This window comes from Streptomyces sp. NBC_00236, from assembly GCF_036195045.1.
In the GTDB taxonomy this organism is placed as follows: domain Bacteria; phylum Actinomycetota; class Actinomycetes; order Streptomycetales; family Streptomycetaceae; genus Streptomyces.
The window spans coordinates 2,880,093-2,892,187 of the sequence record NZ_CP108100.1 but is presented as its reverse complement, the minus strand read 5'-3'; the positions used below and the strand labels follow the sequence as shown (position 1 = coordinate 2,892,187).

At 65.2% G+C, this 12,095-nt stretch carries 11 protein-coding genes; 3 read left to right on the top strand and 8 right to left on the bottom strand.

Annotation, left to right across the window (positions count from 1 at the left end):
- The first annotated feature begins 29 nt into the window (after positions 1–29).
- A complete protein-coding gene (locus tag OG446_RS12930; RefSeq protein WP_328894173.1) occupies positions 30–797 on the top strand; it encodes a transposase in 768 nt (255 codons plus the stop codon).
- A 50-nt stretch (positions 798–847) separates the two neighbouring features.
- Here the strand turns inward: OG446_RS12930 and OG446_RS12925 are convergent, their stop codons facing one another.
- From OG446_RS12925 to OG446_RS12895, 7 genes are all read right to left on the bottom strand, one after another.
- Positions 848–2,095, bottom strand: coding sequence for a DNA cytosine methyltransferase (locus tag OG446_RS12925; RefSeq protein ID WP_328894172.1), 1,248 nt, complete (start codon positions 2,093–2,095; stop codon positions 848–850).
- Between the two features lie 73 nt (positions 2,096–2,168).
- Positions 2,169–3,164 carry a DNA cytosine methyltransferase gene (locus tag OG446_RS12920; RefSeq protein WP_328894171.1) on the bottom strand — a complete coding sequence of 332 codons (996 nt, stop codon included), beginning with the start codon at positions 3,162–3,164 and terminating at the stop codon, positions 2,169–2,171.
- Positions 3,165–3,285: 121 nt separating this feature from the next.
- Entirely contained in the window at positions 3,286–6,222 is a 2,937-nt protein-coding gene (locus OG446_RS12915; RefSeq protein WP_328894170.1) for a Z1 domain-containing protein, read from the bottom strand.
- A 16-nt stretch (positions 6,223–6,238) separates the two neighbouring features.
- On the bottom strand, positions 6,239–7,210 hold the full coding sequence (locus tag OG446_RS12910; RefSeq protein WP_328894169.1) for a PD-(D/E)XK motif protein: 972 nt from the start codon (positions 7,208–7,210) through the stop codon (positions 6,239–6,241).
- A complete protein-coding gene (locus OG446_RS12905; protein WP_328894168.1) occupies positions 7,203–8,738 on the bottom strand; it encodes an ATP-binding protein in 1,536 nt (511 codons plus the stop codon). Before OG446_RS12905 ends, OG446_RS12910 begins: the two co-directional genes overlap by 8 nt.
- A 72-nt stretch (positions 8,739–8,810) precedes the next feature.
- Positions 8,811–9,251 (bottom strand): very short patch repair endonuclease, encoded by a 441-nt coding sequence (locus OG446_RS12900; RefSeq protein WP_328898287.1) that lies wholly within the window; start codon positions 9,249–9,251, stop codon positions 8,811–8,813.
- Positions 9,252–9,421: 170 nt separating this feature from the next.
- The gene (locus OG446_RS12895; protein WP_328894167.1) at positions 9,422–9,997 is read right to left on the bottom strand and encodes a hypothetical protein; all 576 of its coding nucleotides are present in this window, start codon (positions 9,995–9,997) and stop codon (positions 9,422–9,424) included.
- A gap of 234 nt (positions 9,998–10,231) precedes the next feature.
- Here OG446_RS12895 and OG446_RS12890 point away from each other — a divergent pair, with 234 nt between their 5' ends.
- Positions 10,232–10,741, top strand: coding sequence for a nuclear transport factor 2 family protein (locus OG446_RS12890; protein ID WP_328894166.1), 510 nt, complete (start codon positions 10,232–10,234; stop codon positions 10,739–10,741).
- On the opposite strand, the gene OG446_RS12885 is transcribed toward OG446_RS12890, so the two are convergent.
- Positions 10,735–11,247, bottom strand: a complete 513-nt coding sequence (locus OG446_RS12885) for a GNAT family N-acetyltransferase (RefSeq protein WP_328894165.1) — start codon at positions 11,245–11,247, stop codon at positions 10,735–10,737. The genes OG446_RS12890 and OG446_RS12885 overlap by 7 nt on opposite strands.
- Positions 11,248–11,448: 201 nt before the next feature.
- Between OG446_RS12885 and OG446_RS12880 the strand changes: the two genes are divergently transcribed.
- Positions 11,449–11,988, top strand: a complete 540-nt coding sequence (locus OG446_RS12880; protein WP_328894164.1) for a hypothetical protein — start codon at positions 11,449–11,451, stop codon at positions 11,986–11,988.
- The last annotated feature ends 107 nt before the right edge of the window (positions 11,989–12,095 follow it).

Genomic DNA, 12,095 nt, shown 5'->3' with positions numbered 1-12,095 from the left:
TCTCTGGTCACGGGTGAGATGATCTTGTTGTGGCTGGTGTGATCACGGCGTCGGAGCCGTCTTGGATAGCCCCGTTCACAGGGCTGAGCCCACAGCAGTTCGGGAAGCTCGTGACGGTTCTGCGGCGTCAGGGCGCGGATGCGGTCCGCAGGGGCCGGCCGTGGAGTCTGCCGCTGCAGGACCGGGCTCTGCTGGTCGCGGCTTACTGGCGGACGAACCTGACGATGCGGCAGCTCGCTCCGCTGTTCGGGGTGTCGAAGTCGGCGGCGGACCGAATCATCGATGACCTCGGGCCGATGCTCGCGCTCCAGCCCCGCAGGCGGTTCGCGAAGGACACGGTGCTGATCGTGGACGGCACCCTGGTGCCCACCCGCGACCACACCGTGGCCGAGCAGTCGAAGAACTACCGCTACTCCACCAACCATCAGGTCGTCATCGACGCTGACACCCGCCTCGTCGTGGTCGTCGGCAAACCCTTGCCCGGCAACCGCAACGACTGCAAGGCATGGGAGGAGTCCGGCGCGAAGGCCGCCGTCGGCAAGACGATGACCATCGCCGACGGCGGCTATCCGGGCACCGGACTCGTGATGCCCCACCGCCGCCGCAAAGGCGAGGAACTGCCCGGCTGGAAGCAGACCCACAACAAGTCCCACAAACAGGTCCGCGCCCGCGTCGAGCACGTCTTCGCCCGCATGAAGACCTGGAAGATCCTCCGCGACTGCCGCCTCAAAGGCGACGGCGTCCACCACGCCATGCTCGGAATTGCGCGGATGCACAACCTCGCCCTCGCCGGATAGACCACCCGCCGCACAGCATCCCACCCTGCCCGAAGCCACTCAGAGATCAATTACGGGACAACCCTTAGCCGTTGGTGGATGGCCTGGGCCAGTGCACGGCCCAGGCCGACCGGTACGGCGTTGCCGATCTGCCGAGCGATCTGAACCTTGCTGCCGAACCATTTGAAGTCGTCTGGAAAACCCTGGATCAATGCGGCTTCGTAATGCGTGATCGGCCGATCTTCGACGGGGTGAAGGTAACGGCCCTTCTCCGGCTTGTAGAACTCAGTGCGAATCGTGACTGATGGGCGGTCCTGGTGCATGCGCCCCATGACATCGCCGGAACCACTGTTGTGCTTGTCCCAGCTCGGTGTGGAGAGATACTCCTTCTCACCGAGCACTGTGGCCCATTTGCCACGGAGGTCGTGCCGATTCCCGCCGGCGCCAATCGCGCGGTACCGCGCAAGGGAAAGTGCGGTCGGGGTCCGGCCGATGTGAAGTTCATTCGTGCGATACGGGCCCGGGAGCACAACGCCCAGCGGCTTGGCGGTGCGCTCGGGCAGGTTCACATTGGGTGCGGAGGCCGGAGTGAGATCGAAGACCGAGCTGCCCACCGGGATCCAGGGAGCACGTTGGTTCAACGACCCCGAGTCTCCGTCGAGGGTGGGCTGCGAGGAAGCGGCCTTGCGCGTGTGGGTGGCTTCCGGGTGCTCCAGCGGATCACCGAGGTCCTTGCGGGTCGCGATGACAATGGCTCGCCGCCTGGCTTGAGGAACACCGTAGTCCGCCGCGTTGAGCACCTTGTGACGCAAGGTGTATTGCGACAGGGGCCCGCCGTGCTCGGTGGCCTGGCTGAGGGCGGCGAATTCCGGAGAGGAGAGAAAGCGGTCGACGTTCTCAAGCACGAAGATCTTTGGCTTGATGGTGGTGACCACTCGCATGTACTGCATCCACAGCAGGTTGCGTGGATCGTCGGCCTTGGGCTTTTCGGGATTGTTTCGATGCAGTCCGGAGAACCCCTGGCACGGCGGGCCGCCCATCACTACGTCGACCTGACCCTCGTAGGGTCGGGCGTCCCAATCTGTGATGTCGATATTGGCAACGTGAGCCGACCCGAAATTGGCTGCGTATGTCGCGGCCGCGGCCTCGTCGAACTCGACGGCCGCCACCGACACGAAGGGCGAAGAGCCGGGGCCGGCCGGTTCGTACGCGCGGAAGCCCGCTGAGAACCCACCGGCGCCCGAGAACAGGTCGACCACTTTGATCGCGGACCCGATCGCGGACGAGCCCGTGGAAGTATCAGTCGAGGTGGTGGCCATGTTGTGTGAGTCTACTGGGCTCGCCGCCCTGGTATGAGCGCACTCCTTCGAGGAAGATGGCTGATCCGACACTTCAGGAACGGCGGGAAGAGCCCCGGAGCGCTGTCATGATTTGTCGGCCCAGAGCGGTGGCCAGCGGCGGGGGGATGGTCTGGCTGATCTGTCGGTAGCGGGAGGTCTTCAGGCCCTCGATCTCCCAGTCGGGGGTGAACCCCTGGAGGAGTGCCACTTGGTCAACGGTGAGCCTTACCAGCCCGTGGCGGGGTTCGGTGTCGAAGTTCAGACGGAAGTCGGGTCCGGGCACCGCGTTGCCGATGCTGCCTCCGAAAACTCCCCAGCGGGCCCATACGGCCTTGGTTCGTCCGGCACCGAGGTCCGCTCCTCCTCGTCCGGTTGCCCCACCCATGATGAGTGGTGCCGGCTCAGTTGCTCGGGCCGCCCAGTCGGAGGCCTCGGGCCAGCCTCCGGCGGCCATCGTCTCCAGAAGTGTCTGCCCGAGGCTCGGACAAGGAAGCGGACTCGGTGCCGGCCATTCGAAGCGCGCGAGGTCGTCGGAACACATGGCGATCATGAAACCGTGGGATCGCCGCTGTGGTACGCCGAAGTCTGTCGCGGTGAGCACCGCGGTCGCCAGTTCGTAGCCGAGATCCTGTACGGCTTCGTGCACGGTTTGACGTTCGGCTTCGAATTTGGGGGCATGGAGGAACGTGGGGATGTTCTCCAGGAGCAAGACGCGGGGTCGGACATAGGAAGCCATGTCAAGAGTGGCCCGGAGGGTGTCGCGTGCGTCCTCCGTGGCGCGTTGTTTCCCCGCGATGGTGTACGGAGACCGGGGAAGACCGCAGCTCAGGACATCGGCGTGATCCATGGCGGCATGTTCCACCGGCTCGATCTGATTGAGATCGCCATGGACCGTGTACCACCCCGGACGGTTTCGGGAAAGGGTTGCGCAGCTGTCCTTGTCGATGTCCACGGCCGCGACGATGTCGAACCCGGCTCGCTCGAGTCCGAGGGCTTGCCCTCCTACTCCTGCGCACAGCTCGATCGCGGTGTAGCTCGGATCCGGCATCTGGCCCCTCTTCCCCCGCCGATTGGTACGCCCCCATCGTAGGAGAGAGGTCGTTGACGTTGTCACCGTCGAGTCGTGCGCGTGTTTCTGCGAGCCGCGCACGGCTCACGTCGTCAGACGCTCACAATTCCACGTCTGAGGAATTGATCGTTGTGAATCGTACGATCCTGCCGTCGCTGCCCAGAGCCGAGGCCGGGGCCACGAAGGTGAAGGCCATCACGATCTTCGCTGGGTCGATTTGCCCCGAGGCCTCGACGCTCGGACGTTGGTCCGGTTCCACCACGGGATACAGGGCGATCACGCCTCGCCGCGCGGCGACGTGCTGTTCGGTCGTGGCGTTTCCGCCCTGCGGGAGTGCGCCCGCGACACGCAGGGCGGCGGCGCGATGCTTCGGCTCGCTGATAGCACCGAAGACGAACTCACGGCGTCGTTTCCGGCTGAACCACGAGAGGGATCGATCCGAGGCGCCGATGGTGAGCCGTTTGTTTCCCGAGGAGTGCTGGGGGGCCAGCACGAGCCAGTCATCCACCTTGGCCGGAGTGGATCGGGTGATCTCCTCCAGGTATGTGAGGTGGGGGGCGAAGCGGGCAGGTGTGTCCCACCTGAGGGCCTGCAAGAGCTGCAGGAGATCATCGGGTGAAATGGAGCTGGTGAGAGCGTCGAAGGAGTGATGCGTGCCGGCGCCGTCGAAGCTGTAGGAGAATCTGCGCGGCTCGTCGGCCAGAGACTCGAGAACCGGTGTCCAGAGTTCGGTATTGCGCCGAAGGGCCGGACCTTCGGTGGGATAGGCGGTCGGCTCTTCCCATTTCCCTGCCGAACGGATCTCCACAACACGGGTGTTGTACATTTTGTTCGGGCTTGTCGGCTTCAACCAAGGGAGATGCTGGGAAACGAGTGGTGGCACCTCTTCGGGTGTGACTTGAGGTTTTCCGTTGACCGGTTCGGCATAGCGTTCCAACTCGCGTCGGAATGTCTCTTCGTCGCGACAGATCGCCTCGAAAGCTTCGTAGAGATCGATTACGTTGCTCTTGCTCGTGGTCTCTTCGCGTCCCAGATAGAGTCTCACCAGGTCCTGGTACCCCTTGCGGAACCCGAACCATCGTCCCATCTGCATCAGTGTTGAGGCATTGTTCGTGCGGCGCCGGTAGTAGGTTACTGTCAAGCCCTCGACGGTGAATCCACGGGCAAGTTTCTGACCGCCGATCAGGATCTTCCAGATTGGGCGTTTGTCGAAGTCCGCATCGCCCCCCGCCGTGAGGTCGCTGTCTCCGTTGACAACGATGATGGGCTGGTCGTCACCTCCGATGCGGATGGCGGCGGCGCCGACGTAGGGGGAGAGGTCCTCGTACGTGGGTGGGACGGCGAAGCCTTCGGAACGGACGAGGGAGACGGGGGCCAGGTCGTCGTCGAACAGCGCGCGCAGCCGCTTGTGCCCTTCGGGGCCTGTGTAGCCGGAATTCCACCACAACTTGCTGATTCGCCCGTGAAGTTCACGGTGATCCGCAGTGCGGACGGATTCATGCACAAGCATGGTGTGATGCTGAAAGAACCGGTCGCCCAGACCGTTCCTCTCACGATAGAGCTTGGTCGCCGCAGTCAGTACGAACATGTCGAGAGCCTTCTGGAGGGCCGACTCGTCGTCGTTCGAGGTGAGACGGATGTTGCGGACGTGCGCCTTCTCGTTGGAGTTGGCGATGGTTCGGTCAGCAGGGGATACAGGGGATTCCAGGTCATGGAAGTCCTGTACTCCCATGTACCCGGCCGGGCGCGGCAGCGAAACGATGAAATCCTTCGGGAAGATGTCCTCGCTGTCGCTGGGATCGATGAAGACATTCGCGAATGGTGTCGCTGTGTAGCCGACGTACTGGGCGCGAGGCAGCAACTGAAGAAGTTCCGAGATCTTGTCGTTGATCGCAGTGCGCTCAGCGTCCGGCTTGTTCTGGTTGGCCGTGTTTACGGACGCTTCGTCGGACTCGTCGTCGATGATCAGAACGGGAATCTCGCCGAGCGGGGTCTTGATCTTGTTTAGATCCTTAACCAGCTTGGCCAGTACGGACTTGTTCTTCTTCACGACCATCAAACGGGCCGACGAGCGATGCAGGTTGCGGGGATTGTGGAGAGGCAGCGAGGGTTCCTGCTTCTCGAATTCGAGTGCGACGATTCCCTGGAGCAGGCTCTTGTAGTCGTTGTTCCTCGTCGTCATGCGGACGATGTCGAAACCGCCCAGTGCGGACGGCATACCTTCATGCGAAAGGAACTTGCCCTGGATCCAGGCTGGATCGTCCGAGTAGTCAGACTCGTACTCGGCAGCTCCTCTGAGGATGTTCTCGCGGCCGACGAGCTCCATGTCGAGGCGGCGCTGTGTCTGTGCGCGCAGTAGATTCAGGGTGCCGCCCAGGACGATCACCAGACGATAGCCGGAGTCCACCGCCTTGGCGATGACACCGGTGAAGTTGGCCGTTTTCCCCGACTGCACATGACCCACAACCAGACCCTTGGACTGGTAGGTCGTCTCGGACGTCGGATCGGCGAGACGCTCGACAACACGGTCGGAGGCCTCGTCGAGGCCGGCGATTGCCGTCTCGGGCCAACCCTTCTCCGCGAGCAGGCGGCGATACGCCGGCCAATACCAACTACGACCCTGCTGGGACTGGGGGGTGTACCACGGAGTGAACACCTCACTGATCACGACGGCGCCTGATTCCTTGGGTACGGGAATCAATGAGTTGAGAACTCTCTGCGTCTCCTCCGACAACTGCAGCAGCGAAAGTACCTCGCTCCGTCGGTCGTCGGTGCGTCGGTCGGTCGAGGACCAAGGTGGGGTGTCGGCGTAGTCCCACTTGGTGAGCTGTTTGCGCCACAGCTCCACCAACTGGTCGCTGGAGTGCGCGGCGTTGAGGGTGGACTGGAAGTCCTGCTCAGTGGCAAGGGAGGCGGCTTCCGGTCCTTCGTCCTCGGCTTGGTAGGCCAGGGCACGAAGGACATCTTTCGGGCGTCTGTCCATTCCTGCCAGAGCTGAGCCGTGCAGTGTGAGCCGGAGGGCTTCGTTGGAGTTCATCGATGGTTCCTCGAGCTTACGAGAGCCGAAAATCTGTCAGTTCGGACGGGGGTTCGGGGGTGGCCGCAAGACCGGTCACGTCGAGGTTGTAGGTGATATCTCGAAGATGGTGACGAAATTCGGCACGCACAGAATCGGTGTCCAAGCGTGGCAGTTCACTGTCCACGACCAGAACGAGTGGTGACTGACGCCACCGCCAACGTTCGTCGTCCGGTTCGTCCGGCCTCCAACCGGAATCGCGGAGCTTCCGGTCGAGGAGGTCCACGGACGCCGGCGCATGCTCGATGACTTGGTCACGTATTGCACGTACACAGTGTGTGAGGGTGTGCCCCCCGGCGCCGGCCCTTGTGATCTGCAATGACACCAGCCAGAGAGGCCTGTCCCCGGTGGGGGTCAACTGACCGAGGCCGTGAATCGTGTGCTGACGTTGCTCGGAAGCTGTCGTCTTCACCTCGAAGTCGAAATCGGGCAGGCCGAAGTCGTGCTCCTCGCCGTCCGGCCCCTTCCATGATGCCAGCGCTGTTGACCAGTCGTGCGCGCGAGCGACGGCAGACAGCGCGGACAATTCACCAAGCAGGCCGATACGTTTCTCCACCCTCGACTTCCGAGGCTGATCCAGCAGCGCGCTCCACGCGCGTACGGTTTCGCCGAACGCCTGGTCCAGGGTGCGACCGTGTGTGACGACTCGGTCCGCCACGGCATTGAGGAGATCGTGGAAGTCGCGGACGAGGGCGGCCTGGGTGGTTCGGATTCTCGCCATCCGCATGCCCCGCTCCGCGATCTGGTCGATGAGAATCATCGGCAGTGGGGACTTCGGCGGTCTGTGTCGGCTCTTCAGTTCCACGTGCAAGGCGATCTCGTGGCCGTCGCCGACCACGTAGGAAACCTCAGGGTGGGCGGTCGGGGCGGACAACCGGTACGTCGTCGCCTGGTTTGCGCCCAGGAAGTGTTCGACAGAGGTCCAGGGAACAAACGGCCCGTCAGTCATCGTCGACCATCCTGTCCAGTTCGGCCCTGGCGGCTGAGACCAGGACCGACTGCCACAGCTGCAGATTGTCCTTCTCCCGACTACCGCTGTACTCCTTCTCGAAGGCCTGGTGCAGAAGTATGTACATGAGCGACTTGAGTACCGGTGCGTCATTGAGGCCGCCACGACGACCCCCGAGAATGGCCGCACGGTAGTGCTGGTTGAGGACCATGCTGCGGTCCTTCCTGTCGAGCTCGAAGAAGACTTCGTTGTCGAGCTTCTGCCAACGTACCGAGATCGGATCCTCGAGTGGGATCGCGGGCAGCTCTTCCTCGATGGTCTCGCGCACGGCCGGATGGAAGCCCTTGCCCGGTGGGATCGCCGGCCTGCGGCTTGTGCCGGAGCGTTTGCGGGCCTCGCGATAGACCGTGTCGGCGTCGTTCAGGTAGTCGAGAAAGGTGTGTCCGGTCGGATCGACTGCCGATTCCACGGCGGAGGTGAACTCGGGCGAGGCGTCGACTCCGGCCTTCTTCACAGTGAGGCGGAAGACGTCGCCGAGGTGGTCCGGGAGGTCCACGGCCACCCGGGCCAACGAAAGATGCTGCTCGGGCTGACGAAGGTTGTTCCAGCCGCCGGCCTGGACGAGGCGGTTGTGGCGGTAGAAGTAGAAGCCTTGCCGATCCATCACCGATCCCACGGCCTTGTACTCGTCCACGTTGGACTTGGGAGGCCAGACGTGCGCCTCGAGCGTGACGTCGGCGTCGGAGGGCAGCGATGCCGTGAAGCGGCGCGGGTAGGCCGGGCTGCCGGAAACCGGGTAGCCGAACGGGTCGAGGGGTTCGACGCCGAAGTTCATGTAGACGGTGCCCGTCCGCACGTCCTCGACGGCGATGGTGATGTTGAAGTCATCACGTTTCAGGAAGCGATGAAGGTGGAGGCCCAGGTGGAGCCCCAGCTTGTTGATCGTGCGGTGGAGATACCGGTCCGTCTGCCCGGCGCCGCCGTGTTTGGGGAAGTCCTTGACCCCGTCCCACCGCACGATCGTGCCTTCCCAAAGAATCGGGCGTCCGTTGTCGTAGCGATCAATCAGCGTCTGCGCGTAGTTCGGATCGACGATGTCGCACTCGAAGCCCGAGACAGCGCGTTCCATCACCCACCGTCGCCCTGCCGTACGGGTGCGCTTCGTCGTGCTGACGACGGTGACAGCGGAGGCATGGCTCAACGATGCGGACTTGAGACCGGTGCCGAACATGCCCAGTGCGTTCGGGGCGTAGTCGCGTCGCCCTCCGACGGTCATCGCGATGTCCAATTGCTCCTCGCCCATGCCCCTGCCGTCGTCGACGACGAGGAGGCTGACAAGTTGATCACCATCTCGGAGGAAGTGAATGACGACGTCCTTGGCGCCGGCATCGATCGAGTTGTCGACCAGATCCGCGACGGCCACCTCGAAGGCGTAGCCCTGACTGCTCAGTGCCTCCATGTACCGCGCGTCTGGAGGAAGATGTTTGCTCCCGGCGGTGGGGACATCGAACTGCCAGTCGTGGATCATTTCCTCGCCTTGTGGTGACAGATGTTAATGGGATCAATGCTGACCGTAATGCAGGGGTCAGACATTGAGGCTTCAACGACCGGTGTTGTGACGATTCGGGTTCCCCGGGTCCACCCGCGAGTGCTTCTCGTCTCCGGTGGTCGAGACCGCTCTGCGCGCCTTCGCTACCTGTCGTGCTACGTCCTCCGGGTGCTCGTGTTCCCAGAATCGAAGGACGGTCCAGCCTGCTGACTCCAATAGTTCGGTTGTCTCGTGGTCGCGCGCCATGTTCTTCGCGAGCTTCGTTCGCCACCATTCGGCGTTGGCACGAGGCTGCGTGGCGTGTGTGGGGCAGCCGTGCCAGAAGCAGCCATCCATGAAGACGGCGATCTTGGCACGGCTGAAGGCGATGTCGATGGTGCGTCGAGGTATGTGAGGGACGGGGTAGTTCACGCGATACCTCAGTCCCTCGGCGTGGAGCAGCCTCCGCACTGTGACCTCCGGTTTCGTGTCACGCGACTTCTGGAGCCGCATACGAGCGGAGACAGCTGGGGAGGAGGGCGAGACATTGGGCACTCGTGCATTGTGCCGGCGACAGAGTTCCGGAGTGTCGTCTCCGAAGTGCTGTCCGTGGCACCGGTGGCGCCAGGCGGTGCGTGGGCTTCCGACGTCAGTGACGGATGCGGCCGGATCAGGTCGCGCCCCTACGTCCCGAACCAAGCCCGGCACTCCGGCTGATTCGGCCGGACGATGAGCAGGATCGCCAGGGCGAGCCAGATCAGGACCAGGATCAGGACGGTCATGAAGGCCCACAGGAAGACCGTGAAGGCCAGGGTCATCCAGCCGTAGGCGATGGCCGAATTGCGCACGTTGGGGTGGCGGGTCGGGAACTTGAGCGCGGTCAGGATGCCCCAGGCGGCGACCGCCAGGATGAGGATTCCCACGAAGACGACCATGCCGGCGTGGTCCTCGCCCGTGGCTCGGCGCGCGTACGTCGAGGCGTCGTCCTCGCCCCAGAGAGATGTGGCGATGGAGACGCTGTTGGTCACCAGGGCCAGCCCGAGGATTGCCTGGAGGCCGCCGATGACCGTCATGAGGACGCGCAGGCTGCTGACCGGGGCGGGCATCCGGCCTCCGGCAGGAGGCGGGCCGCCGCCGAAGCCGCCGGTGCCGGGTGGGTGCGGCGGGCGCGGCGGGCCGTTGGGGGCCGGGTTGCTGCGGGCCCAGGGTCGTTTCGGCTGAGGGTTGTCGTCGGGTGTGCCCGGGTCATCCGTGCTCATGTGTGGCCTTCCCCCGATGCGGGCCGTGCTTCAGGAGGCCATGGTGGGTGGGCGGTGGGCGTGTGGCCAGATGCATGTCGGTCATGTATGCGGCCCGGGATGTGCGGGGGGTCGGGCCCCGGTGACCGGTGGGTGGGACCGGTCCGGTCGCGGTGTGCCGCGCGCACGCTACACAAGGGCTGAGGAACGGCGGGTGGGCGTCGCCCGCCGAGTCGGCCGAAGGGAGTGGGCCCCATGAGCGGCCTCGAAGATCGACTCGCCCTGCTGGAGCGCAGGCTGCGACAGCTGGAGGACGGGGGGACTGCAGCCGCCGAGGGCGCGGCGGGGGATCGCGTGGCCGTGGTCGAACGGCTGCACCGGTTGCAGGCCGCCATCGACGCCCGCGACTGGGACACCGTCCGGGCCACCTTCACTGCCGACGGGACGGGCTATCGCCGGACGGGGATCGACGAGATCGTGGCCGTGATGCGGGGGCATCTCGGCGGCTGCGGCGCGACCCAGCACCTGCTCGGCAACACGCGAGTGACCATCGACGGGGACCGCGCACGGAGCCTCAGCTACGCCCGGGTTCATCACATGGGGGCAGGCGACATGCGGGGCAAGTTCTTCGAGTGCATGGGTGAGTACGACGACAGGTGGGTGCGCACCGGGGCCGGCTGGCGGCTGAGCCACCGGGAGTTCGACATGAGGATCCAGCTGGGTGACTTCCGTGTGCTCCGGCCCGCCGCTGATCCCGGTCACTGAAGGGCGACCGGGTGCGGCCCAGCCGCCAAGTCCCGTACGTACCCCAGCCCCCGCTCCCCGCTCAACACCAACTCCTCTCCCGTCGGGACGAACCCCGTCCGCGTCAGGACCGACCGTGACGCGGTGTTCGTGAGGGTGGCTCCTGCGCGCAGCTTCGTCAGGGCGTACGTCGTCGTGCAGAGCGTGAAGAGGCGGCGGACCGCCGTCGTCGCCAGGCCGCGGCCCGTGGCCTTCTCGGCCAGGCGGAAGCCCAGTTCGGCCTCGCCCTCCGCCACGTCCACCAGGTTGAAGCGGCCCAGCACCTCACCGTCCCGCGTCACGAGGACGTGGAAGTGGCAAGCGCCCGTGGCCTGTTCGGCGAGGCGTTCCGCGAGGTGGGCGGCGAAGTGCGTGAAGTAGTCGTCGCCGCGGTCCGGCACCGAGGCCGCGAAGAAGGCGCGGTTCTCCCGCTCGAACGCGAGCAGGGCCGGGGCGTGGTCGGGGCGCAGGCGTTGGAGTTCGGGCATGGCGGCAGGGTATGCGGGCGGATGCGTCGAGGGCGCTCGGATCAGTGGGGTGGTGGCGGCTGTTCGGATGCCCGGTCCCGGCCGTCCGCCCATGGGTTCTCGGCATGGTCGGCCCGGGTGTCGTTCGGGTGGTGTGCCTCGGGCGGGGGCGATGGCGGGTCGCCCGCTACGATCACCGCTCGCGACCGGATGGGGAGGGCCATGACCGACGTGCGAAGTGCGGCGGAGAGCAGCTTCGTTGAGTTGAGCTACGAGTTGGGGCGGCCGGACTGGTCCGACGCGTTCCGTGCACGAGGGAAGACGCGGGGGATCAGGGGGCGGCTGCGAGGGTTGCTGGTGCCGGTGCTCTTCGCTGCTTCGGTCTGGCTGATCTCGCACAGCGCCTCGGCGGCGGCATGCGCCTTCGTCGGCTGCCTGCTCGGGCTCGTCGCCAGGACGCGCGTCCTGGTCGCGAAGCACGCCAAGGTGGCCGCCACGACGGGCCCCTGGACCGTGACCGTGAGCGACTCCGACGAGGCCGTGTGGTTCACGGGCGCGCACATGGAGACCCGCCGGGGCTGGCAGAGCCTCGGCGGGTACGTGGAGACCGCCGCCGGATTCGTCCTGCTGTCGCCCGCGCCCCACCTGCTCGTGGTCCACTATCTGCCGAAGCGCTCCCTGGGCAGGGACGACACCGACCGGCTGCGCGGCATCCTCGACCGCCGCCTGCCCCGGCGCGCCGCCCGCCCTCCTCAGCACTAGGCACGGTTTCCTGGCCGGCCTGGATTCAGGGGCGTGGAATCGGACATCGCCGTGCTCTTCCACGGGAGGTACGGGTACGCGGCCCCGGTAACCCGTGTAATCCGTAG